The organism is Ruegeria sp. CH2 (assembly GCF_056537065.1).
In genome coordinates this window covers 25253-45695 of sequence record NZ_JBQFQV010000014.1, presented here as the reverse complement: position 1 = coordinate 45695, position 20443 = coordinate 25253, and the positions used below count along the sequence as shown (strand labels likewise).

Genomic DNA, 20443 nt, shown 5'->3' with positions numbered 1-20443 from the left:
TAGCGGGGGAGTGATTTTATGAGTACTTATGTTTCAAAGGAAATACGCGCCGAGTTGGACGCCGCCCGAATCGCCACATTGAAAAAGGCCAGTCGCCTTCGTGTCCAAATGGGTGACAATACGTATAAAATTCTCAAATTGTGGAAAGATGGTTTCACGGTTGAGGCGGAAACAACGCCGCGCCTGCGCGGGTTGGTCGATATCTATGACGGGGCCAATCTTCTGTATCAATGCCTGATCATTGCCGATCAGGATGAAGGCGGCGAGATGCGGTATGAGTTCAAGCGCAGCACCGCCGCCCATGACGAGGCACCGCTGGATTTCTATCGCGCCCCGGATGCGCCCATCGCACTGCTGGGATACGAAGACTAGGCTCGGATTTTCATCGTGCCAGATTTGGTCAGGGTGACGCCCACCATGCCGTAGGACTGGCTATCGCTATGGATTTCGCCATGGGGTCCGCGCCCGGCCAACAGGCGCGGTCCATTGTGAGGTCAGCCACCCCAGCCACCGCCTGGATTATTGCAGGTCACCAAAGGCCCCTTTCAGTCGCGCGCAGGCGTCCTCGACCCGCGCCCGTTGCGTGGCCAGGTTGAACCGTTCGAAGGTCTCTCCGCCAGTGCCAAAGCCCGGCCCGGACGAGGTTGCAATCCGCGCGTCCTCGCGCAATCGGCGGACAAATTCAGCGTGATCCATGCCGGTGCCGGAAAAATCGACCCAGGCCAGATAGGTTGCCTGCAAGGGCATCGACCACAGGCCTGGAATCTCGGCGATGGTCTGGTCGAATAGATGCCTGTTTCCGTCCAGATGCGCGATCTGGGCATCCACCCATTCCGCGCCAGCCGGGCTGTAGGCGGCGGTGATCATCGCCACACCCAACGCGCTGGGGCCATAATCCAGCGTTGCCAGCCGATGCTTCATCGCTTCGCGCAGTTGGGTGTCGGGAATGATCATGTTGCCGGTCCGCTGCCCGGCGATGTTGAAGGTCTTCGATGCCGCAGTCAGCGTCACCGTCCATGGCCGCGCATCCGGGGCTGCCACATCCATCGGCACAAATTTGGCACCGGGATAGACCAGATCGTGGTGAATCTCGTCCGAGACAAGGATCAACTCGTTGCGCTCGGCAAATGCGGCCACAGCGCGCAGTTCCTCCGGCGTCCAGACCCGGCCCGACGGGTTCTGCGGCGAACACCACAGCAACATCTTCTCGGACCCGTCCAGCCGCGACTGCGCATCTTCCAGGTCAAGGCCATAACTTTCCCCGTCCCGCACCAAAGGGCATTCCACGACCCGGCGGCCCGATTTGTTCACCTTGTGGGCAAACTCATGGTAAACGGGGGTAAAGATCACGATGCCATCACCGGGATCGGTCCAGACATCCAGCGACAGGGCGATTGCATTGCCCAAGCCCTGAGTGGTCAGAACCCAGTCCGTGTCAATCTCCCAGTCGTGGCGGGTTTTCATCCACCACTGGACCGAGGCCAGATACTCCGGGTGCGCCCAGGAATACCCGAACACGCCGTGATCCGCGGCCTTGCGCACCGCGTCGATCACGCAGGGGGCTGTCGGGTAATCGGAATCGGCCGTCCACATGGCCAGCCCGTCCTCGGGCGAAACGCCATACAGCATCTCCATCTTGTCCCATTTGGAACTGTTGGTGCCCCGGCGGTCGATCAGGTCGTTGAAAGTCATGTCTGCTCCATTTTCTCGACCGAAAGCTAACCGCAATTCAGGCAGGTGCAAGGGGGGCGTTGCGGCGCGGGGCGGGATGGCCTAAATCAGCCTCATGAAACGTAACATCCTGATCTATCCCGACCCCCGTCTCAAGAAGGTCTGTGCCCCCGTGGCCGACCTCACGGACGACCTGCGCGCGCTGGCCGATGACATGCTGGAAACGATGTATGACGCCCCCGGTGTTGGCCTTGCCGCGCCACAGATCGGCGTGCTGGATCGCTTGATCGTGCTGGATTGCGTCAAGGAAGAAGGCGAGGCACCGCGCCCCCTGATCATGTTCAACCCGCAGGTCATCGCGGCCTCGGAAGAAACCAATGTCTACGAGGAAGGCTGCCTGTCGATCCCCGATCAATACGCCGAGGTGACGCGCCCCAAAGTGGTCGATGTGACATGGATGGACCGCGACGGAAACCTGCAACAGGAAACCTTTGACGGGCTCTGGGCCACCTGCGTTCAGCACGAGATCGATCATTTGGACGGCAAGCTTTTCATCGACTATCTCAAGCCGCTGAAACGGCAGATGATCACCCGCAAGATGCAAAAGCTCAAACGCGAACGGGCCCGTGCATGACCGTTCGTACCTGCCTGCCATGGCCTGACAAACGCCTGCGCACCAAGGCGGATGAGGTGCCCGAGATCACTGATGAGGTCCGCGCCATCTGGGACGACATGATCGACACGATGGAGGCGATGCCCGGCGTCGGTCTTGCCGCGCCACAGATCGGGGTGATGCTGCGGCTGGCCGTTGTTGACGGTTCTGCCGAACGGGGCCGGGCCGTGCGTCTGGCAAACCCGGAAATCCTGCACAGCTCGATCGAACTGCGCGAACATGAAGAGGCCAGCCCGAACCTGCCCGGCGTCTCGGCCACAATCAAACGCCCGCGCGCGGTGACCGTGAAGTTCCTGAACGAACATGGCATGCTGGATCGCCGCGATTTCGTCGGGATCGACGCGACCAGCGTACAACATCAGATCGACCACCTGAACGGGCGGATGTATTTCGACCGGCTCAGCAAGGTCAAGCGTGACATGCTGCTGCGCAAGGCACGCAAACAAACCTGACGTCTGTAGGCCGGGCTTCAGCCCGGCACCCGTCCCAACTGCCGGAGCCAACGATGCGCATCATCTTCATGGGAACCCCTGATTTTTCGGTCCCGGTGCTGGACGCACTCGTCAGGGCCGGGCACGACATCGCCGCCGTCTACTGTCAGCCCCCGCGCCCCGCCGGACGCGGCAAGAAAGACCGCCCGACGCCGGTTCACGCCCGGTCCGAGGCGCTGGGCCTGCCCGTTCGCCACCCAACCTCTCTGAAATCCGCTGACGAACAGACCGCATTTGCCGCGCTGAACGCCGATATCGCCGTCGTCGTCGCGTATGGCCTGATCCTGCCGCAACCCATTCTGGACGCGCCGCGACACGGCTGCCTGAACATCCACGCCAGCCTGCTGCCGCGCTGGCGCGGTGCCGCCCCGATCCACCGGGCGATCATGTCCGGCGATGCCGAAACCGGGATCTGTATCATGCAGATGGAGGCCGGTCTGGACACCGGCCCGGTCCTGCTGCGACAGGCAACCGCGATTGAGGTTGAAGAAACCACCGCGCATCTGCATGACCGGCTCTCGGCCATGGGGGCCGCGCTGATCGTCGAGGCGCTGGCCAAGCTGCCGGGCCTGATACAGGAACCGCAGCCCGAGGATGGCGTGACCTATGCCGCCAAGATCGACAAGTCCGAGGCCCGCATCGACTGGGCACGCCCGGCGGTCGAGGTCGACAGGCAAATCCGCGGGCTGTCACCCTTTCCCGGCGCATGGACCGAAATGAATGGCGAACGCGTCAAGCTGCTGGCATCGCGGCTGGCAGACGGGCAGGGCGCAGCGGGTGAGGTTCTGAACAACGACCTGCACGTGGCCTGTGGTCAGGGCGCGGTCGAACTGCTGCGCTTGCAACGGGCGGGCAAAGGCGCGCAGGATAGGGAAACCTTCCTGCGGGGCTGGCCCATTCCCACCGGCACCCGCCTGACCTAGGAGAAGCCCGATGTTCATGGTGATGATGGGGACCGTCGTGATTGCCGGGATCGTCGGATATCTGTCCGAACAGACCGGGTTCACTCATAACGGCTATCTTCAGTCGATCATCATCTGCGTGGGCGGGGCGTTCCTGTTCTACTTCATCCGCATCATGTTCGGGATCAGCTTTGGCCCTCCCGGTCTGGATGCGGTGATCTCGTCTGTCGGCGCCCTGATCATCGTGCCGACGCATTGGAGGAAGTGACATGCCCATCGTCGCTCTGATCATCATCCAAGCTGCGCTTGAAGTTTTGCTCGCCAGGTTGCTCCCGGCGACGATGCTGATCGGCATTGTTGGGGCTATGATCGGTGGGCCCCTTCTGTGGTCTCTGATACCCGACGCTGGCTGGATGTCGGGCTTTGTGGGCGCGGTTCTGGGCGCATTGCTGGTGATCTGGATCTGGCAGACCTACCTGCGCCGTTAGCATATTCCTTGGCTGCGCATTCCGTCCCGCAAACCTTCACTCGACAGATAGCGCAGCAGATCAGCGCTCGTCGCACTCCAGCGCTGAACCAAGCGCCGGGGCGGCTTTCGTCGTCATATCGAACCGGTTCGCCTCGGCGGCAGTCATCCAGTGGATGCTGTCGGCCGGGGCCGCATACAGCGTGTACCAGTAAAACGACTCATCGACGCCGATGTCCCTGAAATAATCCAGATAGCGGTCATGTTCCGGGTCATCCTTGGGCAGCTCCGTGGCCACCAGCCCCGATCCGGCCCAGCTGTGCACGCCCACGCAGGCTCCCGGCTGCAAAACGCGGCGGCGTCCGGCCAGGAACAGATCGGTGCCGCCGCTGGCAACCAGACCGTCCGAGGGCACGATAGTATCGAACCCGGCCCTGCGCACCTCGCGGCTGAAGATGACATTGGCGTCGTCATCCACCGACCCCTCGATATATTGCAGCACCAGCGTGCGCGCTTCGGGATTTTCGGCGGTGACGTCTTCAAAAGCGGACAGCGTCGTTTCGTCAATAGTGCCCGAGGCGATGATCCGGTCACCCTCAGCAACAAAGCGGACGGGTGCATAATATGCGCCGCATGAGGCCAGCAAAGCCAGTGAGACCGCAATCGATGTAAGTCTGAACGGCATTTGGCCTCCGGGCTGCGCGTTCCAAACAGCTATCAGCCCGCCCCGGTCGCGTCCACCGACAGGTTCAGTTGCGGGGCGGGCGGCTTTTGTAGACGGGCAACTGCCAGCCAAACACCAGCGACCCTGCCCGCAAGGCCCAGCACACAAGGGCGCACATGCCCAATACAAAGGCGGGCTCCAGCCCCAGCCTGACCGCAAATACCGCCGTCAACGCCCCCACAAATGCGCACGAGACGTAAAGTTCGCCCTGTTTCAGCACCAGCGGCACCTCGTTGCAGACCACGTCGCGCATCAGCCCGCCCAGACACCCGGTCGTCACACCCATCAGCACGACGATGATACCGGGCTGATCCAGTGACAGCGCGGCACCGGTTCCGGCGGCAACGGCGACCGACAGTGCGAAACTGTCCAGCCAGACCAGCCAGTTATAGCGACTTTCCACCAGATGCGCGGTAAAGAACACAAACACCGCCGCCGCGACGGCGATCAGGATGTAATCCGGCTGGCCGACCCAGAAGATCGGGTGACGGTCCAGCAGCAGGTCGCGTACCGTGCCGCCGCCAACTGCGGTCAGGCAGGCCATGAAGGCAAAGCCCACCAGATCCAGCTGCGCCCGGCTGGCCACCAGCGCCCCGGTCAGCGCAAAGATCAGAACCGAGGCATAATCCAGCAGCGTCAGCGCGCTCACGCCGGTGCCTTTTTCGGCTTGAAGGGCGCCATGCCTGCGCGGGCCAGTTCATCGGCCTTTTCGTTTTCGGGATGGCCCGCATGGCCCTTGACCCATTCCCATGTCACATCATGTCGTTCCTGCGCCTCGTCCAGTCGCTGCCACAGATCGACATTCTTGACCGGCTTCTTGTTCGAGGTTTTCCAGCCATTCCGCTTCCAGCCGAATATCCAGCCGGTGACGCCGTTCTTCACATAGGCGCTGTCGGTGACAATGGTGATCTTCGACGGGCGCTCCAGCGTCTCAAGCGCGCTGATGGCAGCCAGCAACTCCATTCGGTTGTTGGTCGTCTCGGCCTCGCCGCCGTTCAGTTCCCGCTCTTTCAATACCCTGTCCCCGTTCTTCGCACGCAGCAGCACGCCCCAGCCTCCGGGGCCGGGATTGCCGGAACAGGCGCCATCTGTATAGGCAAACAACTCAGGCATGGGCGAACACCAGAATAAACCCGTCGTAAGACCCGGCCAGACCCTTGCCCACCCCTTCGACCGTGCGGTCAACCGTGAACCCGGCCTGGGTCAGCGCCTCTCGGATCTCGGCTTCCGAGTAATAGGTGTAATAGCGGTCCAGATCGTCACGATGCTCGCCCGTGCCCAGCTTCATGCCCAGAAACAGCTGGCCTCCGGGCTTCAGGGCCGTGTGGATCGCTTTCAGGTGACGCGTAAAATCCGCTCGCGGCGCGTGCAGCAGGGAAAAACTGGCGTAGACACCGTCATACTCGGCGGTTTCGGTAACATCGTCGAACGTGCCCAGATGCGCGTCCACCCCGTTCTGGCGGGCATGTTCGACAAAGGCGGGGGTGGCATCCAGCGCCCGCACCTTCAGCCCCTGACGCATCAGGAAACCGCTGTCCGATCCGGGGCCTGACCCCAGATCCAGCACATAGCCGCCCGCACCGACCGCATCGGCAAAATCCTGACGGGTCTTGAGCTGTTCGGCTGGTAAAGGAATGGCCAGATATTCGTTCACTCTGGTCGTATAGGCATCAATTGTGCGTTTGTCGCTCACAGGTACACTCCGACGGCTAGGCTGGCCAGAACGACCGCGGTCAGCAGGATACGCAGCTGCATCCACCAGACCGGCGTCAGCCGCCAGTATGAAAACAGGGCGTCCAGCAGCAGCAAGCCAGTGAACCCGTAGATCAGATTGGTGCCCGCAGTGACCGGCCCGCCGCCCGTCATGGCAAAGGCCCACAGCGCAGGCAGGACCGACAGCCCATAACACAGCGCCGCCTTGCTGCCCGAGGTCTTGGTGGCAAAGCCCCACAGCACACCTGACATAAAGCTCAGGATGACCGAGCCATAAAACAGCTGCACATAAGGCCCGACAAAGCGCGGGCCAAATGTATGCGTGCCCCAGTCGTTCAGATCACCGTTCAGATATGTCAGCGCGCCCCAGACAAACGGGACCAGTCCCGCCAGCCCCAGATAAAGCGGCGCCTTCGGCACGCCGGTCACGCCGGTTGCCTCAACACGCGCGGCACTTTGAATTCGACGTTTTCGATTGCGGTCTCGACCGGCTCGACAGTGACATCGTAATGATCGCGGAAGGCGTCGATCACCTCGTTCACCAGCAATTCCGGGGCCGATGCGCCAGCGGTCACCGCAACGCTTTTGATGCCCTGCAAAGCGCGCCAGTCGATTTCGGTCGCGCGCTGGACCAGTTGCGCGTATTTGCACCCCTCGCGCGATGCAACCTCGACCAGACGGCGGGAATTGGACGAGTTCGGAGCCCCCACAACCAGCAGCGCATCGGCCTTGGGGGCCACGGCCTTCACGGCCTCCTGCCGGTTGGTCGTGGCATAGCAAATGTCTTCCTTATGCGGGCCGACAATGGCCGGGAACCGGGCCTGAAGGGCTGCGATGATGTCCTTGGTATCATCCACCGACAGGGTGGTCTGGGTGACAAAGGCCAGCGCGTCGGGGTCGCGCACCTGCACGGCGGCCACATCCTCGACCGTTTCGACCAGCAGCACATCACCCTCGGGCAGCTGTCCCATGGTGCCAACGGTTTCGGGATGGCCCTTGTGGCCGATCATGATCATCTGCAATCCCGCATCCGCATGGCGCTGCGCCTCGACATGAACCTTCGACACCAGCGGACAGGTGGCATCCACATAGATCATCTCACGTTGCGCGGCTTCGGCGGGTACCGATTTCGGAACACCATGGGCGGAAAAGATCACCGGGCGGTCATCGGGGCATTCATGCAGTTCTTCGACAAACACAGCCCCTTTGGCCCGCAACCCGTCGACCACGAATTTGTTATGCACGATCTCGTGGCGCACATAGACCGGCGGCCCCCATTTCTGCAGGGCCATTTCAACGATCTTGATGGCGCGGTCCACACCGGCGCAGAACCCGCGGGGGGCGGCCAGGTAAAGTGTCAGTGGCGGCTTGGTCATTCGGCTGTCTCCTTAGGGCACAGGTAAGTCTTTTCCCGGCCTTGGTCCAGACAGGACATTGTCATTCATCTGACACGAATCGTTGTTAGTCAGAGGATGTTTCAGCACCAATCCTTAGTTAAAGAAGCGCGGCCAGGACTCCGGTCCTGACCGCGCGAATTTTTCCCATCAACAGGCAGTGGTGCCGGATCAGCTGCCGCCTGCAACCGCGACGCTGCGATGCTCTGCCGGCATTTCACGCGGCGGGCGACCGATCACGTCACGCAGATCTTCCAACTCGATGAAGTTGTCGGCCTGACGGCGCAGCTCGTCCGAAATCATCGGCGGCTGGCTGCGGATCGTTGACACGACCGACACGCGAACGCCCTGACGTTGCAGGCTGGCGATCAGCGGGCGGAAATCCCCGTCACCCGAGAACAGCACGATATGATCCACACGCGGTGCCAGTTCCATGGCATCGACTGTCAGCTCGATATCCATGTTTCCTTTGACTTTCCGACGCCCCATGCTGTCGGTGTATTCCTTGGCCGGTTTTGTGACCATGGTGAAGCCGTTGTAATGAAGCCAGTCAACCAATGGGCGGATCGGTGAATACTCGTCGTTTTCAAGCAGCGCTGTATAGTAGAAAGCCCGAAGCAACTTGCCACGGCGCATGAATTCCTGCCGCAGAAGTTTGTAGTCTATGTCGAAACCGAGTGCTTTTGCCGCGGCATAAAGGTTCGAGCCGTCGATGAACAGCGCTAGCCGTTCGTCCTTATAAAACATAAATAGGTCCTTCCGGTATAATCCAGACTGCGCCGCGTTACGTGAGTGAGTGGGTGTTTTATAAATTGACGCAATCTGGTGGGCTTATAGTTAGAACTTTTGGCCGTTATCGCAAGTATGCAATGTGTCGAATATAGGGTAGCATATGTACAATTCTTTGCCAAACGCGGTTGTGGCATTGGGCGCAAATCTCGATCTGAGAGGAAATAGGCCCGCTGTAACGCTACAGCGCGCAATTGACGCACTTTCGCAACAGGGCGTAGTGATTCGCTCTGTCAGCCGGTTTTTTGCGACACCCTGCTTCCCCGCTGGCGCTGGTCCGGACTACTTGAATGCGGCTGTGCTGATCGAAACCGACAAATCCCCGGCCCAGCTTTTGCGCGTGCTGCACGAGGTTGAACACCAGTTCGGTCGTGAACGGGTGCAGCGCTGGGGAATGCGGACGCTGGATCTGGATCTTGTGTGCTATGGCGATCAGATTCTGCCCAATCGTGCCCTGTTCGACCGCTGGCTGACCCTGCCGCCCGAGGCACAGCGGCAAGAGGCACCGGATCAGCTGATCCTGCCGCATCCGCGCCTTCAGGACCGCGCTTTTGTGCTTGTGCCGATGGCGGATATTGTGCCCGACTGGCGCCACCCCGTGCTTGATCGCACGGTTTCCCAGATGGTTGCCGACCTGCCCCCGCCCGAGGTTGCGGCGGTTACGCCGCTGTGATCCCTGCAAATGCAGCATTTCCTGCTTGTCAAGGCGCGGAATCGCGCTTAGATAAACCCCTTCCTGACATGGACTCAGAAACGGAGAGCGCCCAATGGCCCGCGTGACGGTTGAAGATTGCGTAGACAAGGTTCCAAACCGGTTCGAACTGGTGATGCTGGCCGCCCATCGGGCGCGCGAGATTTCTGCCGGTGCCGCGATTACCGTTGACCGCGACAACGACAAGAACCCTGTCGTGTCCCTGCGCGAAATCGCCGACGAGACCCAAGGCGCGGACGCCCTGCGCGAACGCCTGATCGAGGCCAACCAGACCCAGATCGAGGTTGATGAGCCGGAAGAAGATCAGATGGCGCTGCTGATGGGTGCCGAGTCGGACAAGCCTGCGATGGACGACATGTCCGAAGAAAAACTCCTGCGCGCCCTGATGGAGGCTCAAGGGCAGGGGTAAGCTCCAAAGACGAAGGTGCGGACCGGATGATTTCTGCTGACGATCTGATTGCGCTGGTCCGCAACTACAATCCCAAGACGAATGCTGAACGTATCGCGCTGGCCTATGAGTTCGGCCAGAAGATGCACGAAGGGCAATTCCGCCACTCTGGCGAGCCCTATTTTACCCACCCCGTTGCCGTTGCCGCCATCCTGACCGAACAGCGTCTGGATGATGCGACGATCATTACGGCTTTGCTGCATGACACGATCGAAGACACCAAGGCCAATTACGGCAAGGTGTCCGATCTGTTCGGGGATGAGGTCGCCAAACTGGTCGATGGCGTCACCAAGCTGACCAACCTGCAACTGTCCAGCCGCGAAACCAAGCAGGCCGAGAATTTCCGCAAGCTGTTCATGGCCATGTCCAAGGACCTGCGGGTCATTCTGGTCAAGCTGGCCGACCGTCTGCACAACATGCGCACCATCAAGGCGATGCGGCCCGAAAAGCAGGTTCAGAAAGCGCGCGAGACGATGGATATCTATGCGCCGCTTGCGGGCCGCATGGGGATGCAATGGATGCGCGAGGAGCTCGAAGACCTCGCGTTCCGCGTCCTGAATCCCGAAGGCCGCCAGTCGATCATCCGTCGCTTTATCACGCTGCAACGCGAAACCGGCGATGTGATCCACCGCATTACCGGCGACATGCGCCACGAGCTGGAAAAGGCAGGCATTGAGGCCGAAGTCTTTGGCCGCGCCAAGAAACCCTATTCGATCTGGCGCAAGATGCAGGAAAAGGATCAGGGCTTCTCGCGCCTCTCGGACATCTACGGGTTCCGCATCATCACCCAGACGGAAGAAGACTGCTATCGCACGCTTGGGGCCATCCATCAGCGCTGGCGCGCGGTGCCGGGGCGGTTCAAGGACTATATCAGCCAGCCGAAATCGAACGGCTACCGCTCGATTCACACCACCGTTTCAGGCCGCGATGGCAAACGGGTCGAGGTTCAGATCCGCACCCGCCAGATGCACGATGTGGCAGAAACCGGCGTTGCGGCGCACTGGTCCTACCGGGACGGGGTGCGCACGGAAAACCCCTTTGCCGTCGACCCGGCGAAATGGATATCCAACCTGACCGAGCAATTCGACAACGAGGATGATCACGAAGATTTCCTCGAAGCCGTCAAGCTCGAGATGTATTCGGACCAGGTCTTCTGCTTCACCCCCAAGGGCGACGTGGTGAAACTGCCGCGCGGTGCGACCCCGATCGATTTCGCCTATGCCATCCACACCCGGATCGGCCATGCCTGTGTGGGGGCCAAGGTCGATGGCATTCGCGTGCCGCTCTGGACGCGGATGAAGAACGGCCAGTCGGTCGATATCATCACCGCTGACGGGCAGACACCGCAGGTCACATGGCTTGAGATCGCTGTCACCGGCAAGGCCCGTACCGCCATCCGCCGCGCCCTGCGCGAGGTGGATCGCGAACGGTTCATCAAGCTGGGCAAGGAACTGGCGCGCTCGGGCTTTGACCATGTGGGGCGCAAGGCCACCGACAAGGCGCTTGATACCGCCGCCAAGCACCTGCGCCTGAAAGACCGGCATGAATTGCTGGCCCGTCTGGGCAGTGCAGAACTGACCGCTCATGAGGTGGTTCAGGCCGTCTATCCCGAACTGGCTCAGGATGACGGCGACGCCATCCCGCTGCGGCGCGCCGTGATCGGTCTTGAACCCGGCCAGAAATTCGACCGCGCGCCCTGCTGCCAGCCGCTGCCGGGCGAACGGATCGTCGGCATCACCTACCGGGGCAAGGGTGTTGTGGTGCACGCCATCGACTGCGACAAGCTCAGCCAATATGAAAGCGAACCGGAACGCTGGGTCGATCTGCATTGGCATTCTGGCACGCACCCGGCCGTCTATGGGGCGACACTGGATCTGACCATCGGCAACGATGCCGGGGTTCTGGGGCGCATTTGCACATTGATCGGCGAGAAAAAGGCCAATATCTCGAACCTGGAATTTGTGGACCGCAAACCGGATTTTTACCGCCTGCTGATCAATGTCGAACTGCGCGACCTTGAACAGTTGCATTCGCTGATGCTGATGCTTGAGGCTGAAAGCGACGTTGCAGCGGTCGAGCGTTATCGGGACCGGACCAAAACCGCGACCGCGGCTGGCTGAGAAGGGGTGATCACGGGTGGTATTCAAGCGCCGAGACCGACGCTCTCCTGTTCAGGTCGCATCGGAACTCGTCTATCCGCGTGGCGGATGGACCCGCGCCTTCCACTATGTCAAACACCGTGTCCGCCGCCTGCCGGATTCCCCTGACCGGATCGCCCGCGGCATCGGGGCGGGCGTTTTCGCATCCTTCACGCCGTTTTACGGGCTGCACTTTCTGGTCGCGGCAATTGGTGCGCGGCTGATCAAGGGAAATATTCTGGCCGCGCTCAGCGGCACGTTCTTTGGCAACCCCCTGACCTATGTCCCGATTGGGGTGATCTGCCTGCAAACCGGGCATTTCCTGCTGGGCACCGAATATGAAGAAGGCGACACGCAGGGGCTGATGGGCAAATTTGCCGACGCCATCGGTGACCTCAAGGACAACCTTCTTGCGCTCTTCACCGATCGCGTGGCCGACTGGCACGGGCTGGGGCAGTTCTATCACGACGTTTTCTATCCCTACATGATTGGCGGCATCATCCCCGGTATCGTGGCGGGCATCATCTGCTACTACCTCAGCCTGCCACTGATCCTGACCTACCAGCAGCGCCGCCGCGCGAAGATCAAGGCAAAGTTTGAAGAAATCAAACGTCTGGCCGGAGAAACATCTGCCAGTCCCGCGCCAAGATCGCTAAGGTCGGGGCGAAAATCTGCAAAAGGAACCAAATGATGTCCGAAAGCCGTCTGCGTCTGGGTGTGAATATCGATCATGTTGCCACCGTGCGCAACGCGCGCGGCGGGGCTTATCCTGACCCGTTGCGCGCCGCCAAGCTGGCAGAAGAGGCCGGCGCCGACGGCATCACCGCGCATCTGCGCGAAGACCGCCGCCATATCTCGGATGCCGATATCGACGGCCTGATGGAGGTTCTGTCGGTGCCTCTGAACTTTGAAATGGCCGCCACCGACGAGATGCAGAAAATCGCCCTGCGCCACAAGCCGCACGCCGTCTGCATCGTTCCCGAAAAGCGCGAGGAACGCACAACCGAAGGCGGGCTCGAAGTCGCGCGCGAGGAAAACAAGCTGGCCCATTTCATCGCCCCCCTGCGCGAGGCCGGGTGCCGCGTGTCGATCTTCATCGCCGCGGATCAGCGCCAGATCGAGGCCGCGCACCGTATCGGTGCCGAGGTGATCGAACTGCACACCGGCGCCTATTGCGATGCCCATGCCGAAGGCCGCATGGACGCCGCCGCGCGCGAGCTTGAAGCGCTGCGCCAGATGTCCACCTTTGCCCATTCGCTGGGGCTCGAGGTTCATGCAGGCCATGGCCTGACCTATGACTCCGTAAAGCCGGTTGCCGCCTTCCCCGAGGTCATGGAACTGAACATCGGGCATTTCCTGATTGGCGAGGCGATCTTTCTGGGTCTCACCCCCGCCATTCGGGAAATGCGCCGTCTGATGGACGAGGCACGCGCGTGATCACCCCCGGCTTTATCGCCATCTGGTTCGCCTGGCTGATGGCCGGGGGCTCGCCGGGCCCGGCCACGATGGGCATTGCCGGAACCGCCATGAACGAAGGCCGCACCGCCGGGCTGGCCTTTGCCCTTGGCATCTGCGCCGGATCGGCCGCTTGGGGCATTGCCGCAGCGCTGGGCCTGTCGGCGGTCATGCTGGCCAATGTCTGGCTGTTCGAGGTGATCCGCTATGTCGGCGTGGCCTATCTGGGCTGGCTGGCGCTGAAGGCCCTGAAACGCGCGATGACCTCGGATGATGAGGTCGCCTTGGGCAAAGCGGTCACCGGCACGCTGCCCACGATCTTTGCCAAAGGTGCGGCGATCCACCTGACCAACCCCAAGGCGATCCTCAGCTGGGGGTCGATCTATGCCATCGTCGCGCCGAGCGATGCCAACCTGCCGATGCTGCTGGGCTATTTCGCCATGCTGTACGCAGGATCGCTGCTGATCTTCATCGGCTATGCGTTCCTGTTCTCATCCGCCCGCATGGTCCGCACCTACCGCCGCGCCCGCCGCTGGTTCGATTTCGCCTTCGCCGGGTTCTTTGGCGTGGCGAGTTACAAGATCCTGACGGTGCGGTTGTTGTAAAGCAGGCGAAATTGATTTCGGCAAAAGCCGGTGGAAGCGCTAGGGCGCGTTCGAGATTTCCAAAAACCATTCCGCCACGGCATTTGCCCAACCGGGTTGCCTGCCGTGGCCATGTGGCCCCAGCGCCAGGGTGACAGAGCCGTCCTGACACTCGGTCCACTTCTTTCGCCAGGTTGCGCCCTCTGTTGAAACGCTGTTCGCCATCTGCCCGCATCCATTGGTTCTGGTCAGAATTTCAATGGATTTCAAAACGCTACCCTGTTCGAAATCATAGTCCCCAAAGGTCACAAAACGCCCCTCCAGCGGGACGGTCCGGTCTGCAAATCCGTGGGAATGATGCATGTGAACCGGGCCGCTGCACCGCCGCCACATTGGCTCCCAAAAAGCCCCTGATGCCGAGGCATAGGCAAAGGCAAAGGAATGATCCGTGCAGGCCTTGTCCCAAACCAGTGATCCGCCGCGTGAATACCCCGCCAGCAAAATGCGATCTGCGTTCAGGTCGAAACGGGCAATGGCGTCTTCCTTGATCTGCTCCAGCGCGGCCAGATCATCCCGCGGCCAGCGATAGCCATCATGCACCCCCCAGTCCAACACCTTGGGGTTGCCAATGTCGACCTGACCATTCGGCGCGATAAAGGCGATGCCGCGGTCGGTAAAGGCCGCCGCGAGGCCGGAAAGATTCACGGCTGAATTCGCCGTTGCCCCATAGCCATGCAGATAGATAACAGCTGGCGGCTCGGGCGCGGCCTCGGGCAGAACCACCCGATAGGACAACTCTCCTACCTGACAGGGGGTATCCTCGGTTCCGCAATCCTGTGCAAAAGCGGGGAAAACGGTGCTTGCGACAATGCCAGCCACCGCGATTGCCATGAACGGAATTTTCGACATTGCGTCCCCCCACACCAACGTAAAAATTGAACATTCCGGTAAAGTATATCACGGAATGCGGCAACCAACCGCTTGCGTGTGGTCATCAATTGCCGTTGATTGGCCCGACCAGAGAAATGAGAGCCACATGATCCTCGGCATCGGCACAGACCTTGCAAATATCGACCGCATTCAGGGCACGCTCGACCGGTTCGGCGACCGGTTCCGCAACCGTGTCTTTACTGACACCGAACAGCGCAAGGCCGAACGCCGCGCGGATACCGCAGGCACCTATGCCAAGCGCTGGGCCGCGAAAGAGGCATGTTCCAAGGCGCTCGGCACCGGCCTGCGCATGGGCATTTCGTGGAAGGACATGGCCGTCACCAACCTGCGCACCGGGCAGCCGGTGATGCATGTCACCGGCTGGGCCGCCGAACGCCTGAACGAACTGACCCCCGCAGGGCACGAGGCGATCATCCACGTCACCCTGACCGACGACCACCCCTGGGCACAGGCCTTTGTCGTGATCGAGGCGCGTCCTCTGCAAGATCACGTCACACAGCCTTGACTTGACCCCATCCCCCCCGCATGTAGCAGCGAAGCCAAGCACAGAGAACTGGAGAGAGCAGTATGGCCGACGAAGCCAAAACCGGAAGCGGCGTCTGGGAAACGATCAAGACCATCGTCTATGCCCTGCTGATCGCGGGCGTGTTCCGGACACTCTTCTTTCAACCGTTCTGGATTCCCTCCGGTTCGATGAAACAGACGCTGCTGATCGGCGATTTCCTCTTCGTCAACAAGATGGCCTACGGCTATTCCTACGCCTCATGCCCCAGCCTGATCATCCCCAGTGTCGGTCTGAATATCGACGCCGAAGATCTCTGCGGCTGGATGCAGGGCGACGACGGCGGCCGCATCTGGGGCGGCGATCCCGTGCGCGGCGATGTCATCGTCTTCCGCCACCCGGTCAGCGGGCGCGATTATATCAAGCGCCTGATCGGCCTGCCGGGCGACCGCATTCAGGTCCGCGAGGGGCAGATCATCCTCAACGGCACACCGGTTCCGCAACAGCCTGACGGCATATTCACCGAAATCGCCGAACCGCAGGGCCCGCAACGCCTGCGCCCGCGCTGCGAAAACGGCCCCGTTGGCGTTGGCGGCGCCTGTGAAAAGTCGCGCCTGATTGAAACCCTGCCCAACGGCGTCACCTATGACGTGCTGAATATCGGCAATCAGGGCTCGGACAATACCGGCATCTATACCGTGCCCGAAGGCCATTATTTCTTCATGGGCGACAACCGCGACAACTCGGCTGACAGCCGCCTGCCGCAATCCGCTGGCGGGGTTGGCTATGTACCCTACGAAAACCTGATCGGACGCGCCGACCGGATCATGTTCTCGTCCGCCGGGCGGTCCATGCTGTTCTTCTGGACCTGGCGCGGGGATCGGTTCTTCAAGGCGGTCAATTGATCCCGCCCCAGACAATGGTGTTACGTTACATCTTCAGACAGCCATTGGATTGGCGTGGCACTGCAAAACGCCCTGAGTTCTGGCTGACGGTTCTATTTTGCTTCGCGCTGCAAGTGGCCTTTGTTTGGATGGTCGAGCGGGGGTTTATTGCCAAGTGGGTTTGGCTATTGCTTTGGGTCGTCACCATGTTTCCGCTTGTTTCGGTTTCAGTTCGGCGTCTGCACGACATGGCCAGGTCTGGGGTTTGGGCAATATTGGTAGTAGTGCCTGTCCTGAACATCGCTTTCTTGATGATTTGCGCCATTGTGGCTGGCAAGCATAATCAGCATGCAGCTTGGGTGGGCAAGAAAGGTCATCTTCTGGGAAAAATGGCGCTTATGTCTCTGGCTGTGCTCGCCCTCAGTCGTGCGTTTTGGACGCCCTATACAATACCATCGGGCAACATGAAGCCAACTCTTCTTGTGGGCGACTATTTAGTAACAACAGAACTCGATCAAGGGAATGTGCCGAAGGCTGGCGAAGTGTACGTGTTCAGCCACCCGGTTACAGGCCAAGATCATATTATGCGCCTGATCGGGGTGCCAGGCGACCTTGTGCAAATGCAAGATGGCAGTATCATTCTGAATGGAGAGGCGGTTCCGCAGTTACCCGATGGTGTTTTTTCTGAAACCATGGAAAGACAAGGCCCATTTCGTCTCTTCCCACGGTGCGAAAACGGCCCGGTAGCTTTAGGTGATGCCTGCCACAAAGGTCACTTTATTGAAAGCTTGCCGAATGGGGTAAGCTATCCTGTATTGAACATTGCGACCCAATCTGGCGATGATACTGGTATGTATACCGTGCCAGAGGGGCACTATTTCCTTCTCGGAGACAATCGCGATAACTCAAACGATAGCCGGATCCCGCAACCCGCGGGTGGTATCGGTTTTGTTCCACGCGAAAACCTTTCGGGTCGCGCGGGCCGCGTTGTATTCTCGTCGACAGGGCGGTCACCTTGGTTCGTCTGGGCTTGGCGCCCGGATAGAATTCTTGTGGAGGTGCAATGAAATTATCTGCGGAAATGAATGCGTTTCAAAAGCGTCTAGGATACGAGTTCTTGAACCCTGAGTTGCTGGTGCGTGCGCTGACCCACGGCTCGGTCTCATCGTCGACACGCCCGGACAATCAGCGGCTTGAATTTCTGGGCGACCGGGTGCTGGGCCTTGTCATGGCCACCGCGCTGCTTGAGGCCGACAAGAAAGCCTCCGAAGGCCAGCTTGCGCCCCGGTTCAACGCTCTGGTCCGCAAAGAGGCCTGCGCAGATGTCGCCCGCCAGATCGATCTGGGGGCGGTGCTGAAACTGGGCCGGTCCGAGATGCTCTCGGGTGGGCGCCGCAAACAGGCGCTGCTGGGCGACGCGATGGAGGCGGTGATTGCCGCCATCTACCGCGACGCCGGGTTCGAAGCTGCCCGCGATGTCATTCTCGCCCTCTGGGGCGACCGCATCCACAAGGTCGAGGCCGACGCCCGCGACGCCAAAACCGCGCTTCAGGAATGGGCGCAGGCGCGCGGCCAGAAACCACCCAGCTATGTCGAGGTCAAGCGCAGCGGCCCCGACCACGCCCCCGTCTTCACCATCGCCGCCCGCCTTCAGGACGGAACCGAGGCACAAGCCACCGCGGGCTCCAAACGCCAGGCCGAACAGGCGGCTGCCAAGGCGTTGCTGGAGCGGGTCGGCTGATCCCTGTTGAAGCTCGGCCTGTCACAAACTTCAATCTAACTTGAAGACTATAGAAGCCACGACAGACGACCTGTATCTGGGTATCAGTCGTTTTGGCACCCGTCAGACTGCGGCAGGTCAAAGCACTCGGGAAACAACGTATAAAGGCAATCCAATGCAACGTGCAAAACTCTCGCTCGTCAATATCGGCTTCCTGTTCATTGCCGGGTTTGTGGCAACCATGGCCTTCGATTTCTGGGGGCAAGTTGTCAGTCCGGGGATCGGCTGGGCCAACCTGTCACCCGAAGGTCTGGCGCAGAGTTTGCTGTCCAGTCTGGGTTTGCCCAGCAACGCTTTTCTGGGCTTCTTCGTGCATTTCTACATTGTCGGCCTGATTGCCTATCCTTTGGGTTGGTTCCTTATTTTCCAGCCAATCTGGGTCAAGGTACTGGGTCCGGTCCACATGTTGGCAGCCTCGGCAATCTATGGATTCGGTCTGTGGGTGTTTGCAATCGGAGGTGTCACGACCTTTGCCGGTCTGCCGCCGTTCCTGAACTTCGTCGGGATCACATGGGTCGCGCTGATCGGCCACGTTTTGTACGGCATCGTGTTTGTTGCCGTGCTGAACCCCATCCTGCGCCGTCACCCGTGATCTGATCCGTTCTATCCGTCGGTCCGGTGTCGGGCCGACGGCTTTCATTTTTCACTCCACCCGGAAAAACCCGGTCAGCCCGGTTTTCTGATGTTCGATCACATGGCAATGAAAGGCCCAGTCGCCGGGATTGTCCGCCACCAGCGCGATGTCCGCCACCTCATCCTTCAACAGCAGCATCGTGTCGGTCATCAGCGGAGGCAGGGTGCGCAGGTTGGATCGCAGCGGCACGAAGGCCAGCCCGTGCAGGTGGATCGGATGCAGGTTGGGCGACTCGTTGCGCAATCGCAGGACATAACTATTGCCCTGTTCCAGAACCGCCAGCGGCCCGGTGCCCTGCGCTGCATCACCCGGCCAGGGTTTGCGGTTGATCGACCAGAAACTATACCCCAGCGTGCCGCAGAACCCGTCATTCGGGGCACCGCCTTCGGGGGTCCAGCCAAAGACGAACTCATGCAATTCCGCACGGTCCGGATCGGGGCGCGCAACGGGATTTGCACGCAACGGGCGCAGCTCTCTCAGATCACGCGCCGCTGATGTGCCAGTCGCCCGCAAGCGCGCCATGGCGCGGTGCGGCTGGCCGGGAAACTTGGCCATCAGCTCCGCCGACTGCCCTTCGCCCTCGGGCATCCGGACGGCAATATCCACCCGTTGACCGGGGCCCAGCAACAGCGGTTCGTCCGCCGTTGGCACCGGCAGGTCGATCTCGACCGGATGCCCGTCCCAGGCGATGATCCGGGTCTCGGCCCCCTCGGGATGCAGCTTATAGATGCGGGTCGTGTCCGTGTTGACCACCCGCAGCCGCACCAGACTGCCTGCCGCGTGCTCATAGACCGCCGTGCTCTGCCAGTTGGCGGTCTGCACCGTGCCAAACGTGCCCGCCCGCGCCGCACCCCGCGCCGTATAGGCAGGCAGGAACGCGTCATCCTCGTCCAGACGGAAATCCCGCAGATTGATCACCTGTTCGCTGTCGAACCCCGGCTCTTCCGGCTCGGCAATCACCATCACGCCGGTCAGCCCGCGCGCCATCTGCTCCATCGTCATGCAATGGGGGTGATACCAGTAGGTCCCCGCATCCGGTGGCGTGAACTCATAGGCGAAACTTTCGCCCTCGCCGATGGGCATCTGGGTTAGGTAGGGCACCCCGTCCATCTCGTTTCGAATACGCAACCCGTGCCAGTGCATCGAAGTGTAATCCGGCAAGGTGTTGCGCACGCTCAGCCGCATAGGCTCGCCCTGCCGCCCATACAGAACCGGCGGTGGCGCATCGGGCGACAGGCTGACCATCCCTGTGGTCAGCCCTTCGCGCAGCCGGTAACTGGCGGGTTGCAGCACCAGTTCCTGTGCTGCATCACCTGCTGCCAGCGACCATCCGCCCAACCCAAACGCGCCAGCGGCGGCACCGCTTCCAAGAAGAAACTCGCGACGTTTCATGACAACCTCACTGAAAGGATTTGCTGCCGGGCTGGAACTGGCTGGGCATCTGAGCCTGTCCTGCCACCGCAAACGCAGGGCCGCAATGCGACAAATCCCTCTGGCCCGCCGCACCTTTCTGCTATAGGGGGGCGCAGTTG

The 20443-nt window shown here is 60.9% G+C and carries 28 protein-coding genes; 18 read left to right on the top strand and 10 right to left on the bottom strand.

Annotated features, from left to right (window positions below; genetic code table 11):
* Positions 1–18: 18 nt before the first annotated feature.
* Complete coding sequence (locus tag ACR0M9_RS16815) at positions 19–372, top strand: hypothetical protein (protein WP_480774158.1); 354 nt, start codon at positions 19–21, stop codon at positions 370–372.
* Between the two features lie 147 nt (positions 373–519).
* On the opposite strand, the gene ACR0M9_RS16810 is transcribed toward ACR0M9_RS16815, so the two are convergent.
* The gene (locus ACR0M9_RS16810) at positions 520–1692 is read right to left on the bottom strand and encodes a MalY/PatB family protein (RefSeq protein ID WP_480774157.1); all 1173 of its coding nucleotides are present in this window, start codon (positions 1690–1692) and stop codon (positions 520–522) included.
* Between the two features lie 94 nt (positions 1693–1786).
* On the opposite strand from ACR0M9_RS16810, the gene def (ACR0M9_RS16805) reads away from it, so the two are divergent.
* From def (ACR0M9_RS16805) to ACR0M9_RS16785, 5 genes are read left to right on the top strand one after another with little or no spacing between them, the layout of a single operon-like run.
* Positions 1787–2305, top strand: a complete 519-nt coding sequence (gene def, locus ACR0M9_RS16805) for a peptide deformylase (protein ID WP_209506185.1) — start codon at positions 1787–1789, stop codon at positions 2303–2305.
* On the top strand, positions 2302–2796 hold the full coding sequence (def, locus tag ACR0M9_RS16800; RefSeq protein ID WP_209506187.1) for a peptide deformylase: 495 nt from the start codon (positions 2302–2304) through the stop codon (positions 2794–2796). Before def (ACR0M9_RS16805) ends, def (ACR0M9_RS16800) begins: the two co-directional genes overlap by 4 nt.
* Positions 2797–2849: 53 nt before the next feature.
* A complete protein-coding gene (gene fmt / locus ACR0M9_RS16795; RefSeq protein ID WP_480774156.1) occupies positions 2850–3758 on the top strand; it encodes a methionyl-tRNA formyltransferase in 909 nt (302 codons plus the stop codon).
* A 10-nt stretch (positions 3759–3768) separates the two neighbouring features.
* Positions 3769–4005 carry a hypothetical protein gene (locus tag ACR0M9_RS16790; RefSeq protein WP_209506192.1) on the top strand — a complete coding sequence of 79 codons (237 nt, stop codon included), beginning with the start codon at positions 3769–3771 and terminating at the stop codon, positions 4003–4005.
* Position 4006: 1 nt separating this feature from the next.
* On the top strand, positions 4007–4225 hold the full coding sequence (locus ACR0M9_RS16785; protein ID WP_480559671.1) for a GlsB/YeaQ/YmgE family stress response membrane protein: 219 nt from the start codon (positions 4007–4009) through the stop codon (positions 4223–4225).
* Between the two features lie 60 nt (positions 4226–4285).
* On the opposite strand, the gene ACR0M9_RS16780 is transcribed toward ACR0M9_RS16785, so the two are convergent.
* The 7 genes from ACR0M9_RS16780 to ACR0M9_RS16750 all read right to left on the bottom strand — a co-directional run bounded on the left by ACR0M9_RS16780 (position 4286) and on the right by ACR0M9_RS16750 (position 8781).
* A complete protein-coding gene (locus ACR0M9_RS16780; RefSeq protein ID WP_480774155.1) occupies positions 4286–4888 on the bottom strand; it encodes a COG3904 family protein in 603 nt (200 codons plus the stop codon).
* 64 nt (positions 4889–4952) lie between these two features.
* Positions 4953–5576 (bottom strand): trimeric intracellular cation channel family protein, encoded by a 624-nt coding sequence (locus tag ACR0M9_RS16775; RefSeq protein WP_480774154.1) that lies wholly within the window; start codon positions 5574–5576, stop codon positions 4953–4955.
* Positions 5573–6040 carry a ribonuclease HI gene (rnhA, locus tag ACR0M9_RS16770; RefSeq protein WP_209506201.1) on the bottom strand — a complete coding sequence of 156 codons (468 nt, stop codon included), beginning with the start codon at positions 6038–6040 and terminating at the stop codon, positions 5573–5575. Before rnhA ends, ACR0M9_RS16775 begins: the two co-directional genes overlap by 4 nt.
* Entirely contained in the window at positions 6033–6620 is a 588-nt protein-coding gene (locus tag ACR0M9_RS16765) for a class I SAM-dependent methyltransferase (protein ID WP_480774153.1), read from the bottom strand. The genes rnhA and ACR0M9_RS16765 overlap by 8 nt, the downstream gene beginning before the upstream one ends.
* Positions 6617–7069: a DUF3429 domain-containing protein gene (locus ACR0M9_RS16760; RefSeq protein WP_480774152.1), complete on the bottom strand. Its 453-nt coding sequence runs from the start codon at positions 7067–7069 to the stop codon at positions 6617–6619. The genes ACR0M9_RS16765 and ACR0M9_RS16760 overlap by 4 nt, the downstream gene beginning before the upstream one ends.
* A complete protein-coding gene (ispH, locus tag ACR0M9_RS16755) occupies positions 7066–8016 on the bottom strand; it encodes a 4-hydroxy-3-methylbut-2-enyl diphosphate reductase (protein WP_480774151.1) in 951 nt (316 codons plus the stop codon). The genes ACR0M9_RS16760 and ispH overlap by 4 nt, the downstream gene beginning before the upstream one ends.
* 189 nt (positions 8017–8205) lie before the next feature.
* Positions 8206–8781, bottom strand: a complete 576-nt coding sequence (locus ACR0M9_RS16750; RefSeq protein ID WP_209506211.1) for a LabA-like NYN domain-containing protein — start codon at positions 8779–8781, stop codon at positions 8206–8208.
* A gap of 145 nt (positions 8782–8926) precedes the next feature.
* Here ACR0M9_RS16750 and folK point away from each other — a divergent pair, with 145 nt between their 5' ends.
* The 6 genes from folK to ACR0M9_RS16720 all read left to right on the top strand — a co-directional run bounded on the left by folK (position 8927) and on the right by ACR0M9_RS16720 (position 14181).
* Positions 8927–9496: a 2-amino-4-hydroxy-6-hydroxymethyldihydropteridine diphosphokinase gene (gene folK, locus ACR0M9_RS16745; protein ID WP_480774150.1), complete on the top strand. Its 570-nt coding sequence runs from the start codon at positions 8927–8929 to the stop codon at positions 9494–9496.
* Positions 9497–9590: 94 nt separating this feature from the next.
* Positions 9591–9944: a DNA-directed RNA polymerase subunit omega gene (rpoZ, locus tag ACR0M9_RS16740; RefSeq protein WP_209506215.1), complete on the top strand. Its 354-nt coding sequence runs from the start codon at positions 9591–9593 to the stop codon at positions 9942–9944.
* Between the two features lie 26 nt (positions 9945–9970).
* Positions 9971–12103, top strand: coding sequence for a RelA/SpoT family protein (locus tag ACR0M9_RS16735; RefSeq protein WP_480774149.1), 2133 nt, complete (start codon positions 9971–9973; stop codon positions 12101–12103).
* Positions 12104–12119: 16 nt separating this feature from the next.
* Positions 12120–12812, top strand: a complete 693-nt coding sequence (locus ACR0M9_RS16730; RefSeq protein WP_267364078.1) for a DUF2062 domain-containing protein — start codon at positions 12120–12122, stop codon at positions 12810–12812.
* Entirely contained in the window at positions 12812–13558 is a 747-nt protein-coding gene (locus ACR0M9_RS16725; RefSeq protein WP_480774148.1) for a pyridoxine 5'-phosphate synthase, read from the top strand. Before ACR0M9_RS16730 ends, ACR0M9_RS16725 begins: the two co-directional genes overlap by 1 nt.
* Complete coding sequence (locus tag ACR0M9_RS16720) at positions 13555–14181, top strand: LysE family translocator (RefSeq protein ID WP_480774147.1); 627 nt, start codon at positions 13555–13557, stop codon at positions 14179–14181. The genes ACR0M9_RS16725 and ACR0M9_RS16720 overlap by 4 nt, the downstream gene beginning before the upstream one ends.
* Positions 14182–14220: 39 nt before the next feature.
* Here the strand turns inward: ACR0M9_RS16720 and ACR0M9_RS16715 are convergent, their stop codons facing one another.
* Positions 14221–15069, bottom strand: a complete 849-nt coding sequence (locus ACR0M9_RS16715; protein ID WP_480494635.1) for a CE1 family esterase — start codon at positions 15067–15069, stop codon at positions 14221–14223.
* Positions 15070–15196: 127 nt separating this feature from the next.
* On the opposite strand from ACR0M9_RS16715, the gene acpS reads away from it, so the two are divergent.
* The 5 genes from acpS (at position 15197) to ACR0M9_RS16690 (ending at position 18869) form a co-directional block, all read left to right on the top strand.
* The gene (acpS, locus tag ACR0M9_RS16710) at positions 15197–15616 is read left to right on the top strand and encodes a holo-ACP synthase (RefSeq protein WP_209506227.1); all 420 of its coding nucleotides are present in this window, start codon (positions 15197–15199) and stop codon (positions 15614–15616) included.
* A 62-nt stretch (positions 15617–15678) separates the two neighbouring features.
* Positions 15679–16518, top strand: coding sequence for a signal peptidase I (gene lepB, locus ACR0M9_RS16705; protein ID WP_480487137.1), 840 nt, complete (start codon positions 15679–15681; stop codon positions 16516–16518).
* 17 nt (positions 16519–16535) lie between these two features.
* Positions 16536–17564 (top strand): signal peptidase I, encoded by a 1029-nt coding sequence (gene lepB, locus ACR0M9_RS16700; protein ID WP_480774146.1) that lies wholly within the window; start codon positions 16536–16538, stop codon positions 17562–17564.
* The gene (gene rnc / locus ACR0M9_RS16695) at positions 17561–18238 is read left to right on the top strand and encodes a ribonuclease III (protein ID WP_480774145.1); all 678 of its coding nucleotides are present in this window, start codon (positions 17561–17563) and stop codon (positions 18236–18238) included. The genes lepB (ACR0M9_RS16700) and rnc overlap by 4 nt, the downstream gene beginning before the upstream one ends.
* A gap of 40 nt (positions 18239–18278) precedes the next feature.
* Positions 18279–18869: a hypothetical protein gene (locus ACR0M9_RS16690; protein ID WP_480774144.1), complete on the top strand. Its 591-nt coding sequence runs from the start codon at positions 18279–18281 to the stop codon at positions 18867–18869.
* A 51-nt stretch (positions 18870–18920) separates the two neighbouring features.
* Here the strand turns inward: ACR0M9_RS16690 and ACR0M9_RS16685 are convergent, their stop codons facing one another.
* Positions 18921–20303, bottom strand: a complete 1383-nt coding sequence (locus ACR0M9_RS16685; protein WP_480774143.1) for a multicopper oxidase family protein — start codon at positions 20301–20303, stop codon at positions 18921–18923.
* Between ACR0M9_RS16685 and ACR0M9_RS16680 the strand changes: the two genes are divergently transcribed.
* Positions 20302–20430 (top strand): hypothetical protein, encoded by a 129-nt coding sequence (locus ACR0M9_RS16680; protein WP_480774142.1) that lies wholly within the window; start codon positions 20302–20304, stop codon positions 20428–20430. The two genes, ACR0M9_RS16685 and ACR0M9_RS16680, sit on opposite strands and share 2 nt — an antisense overlap.
* The last annotated feature ends 13 nt before the right edge of the window (positions 20431–20443 follow it).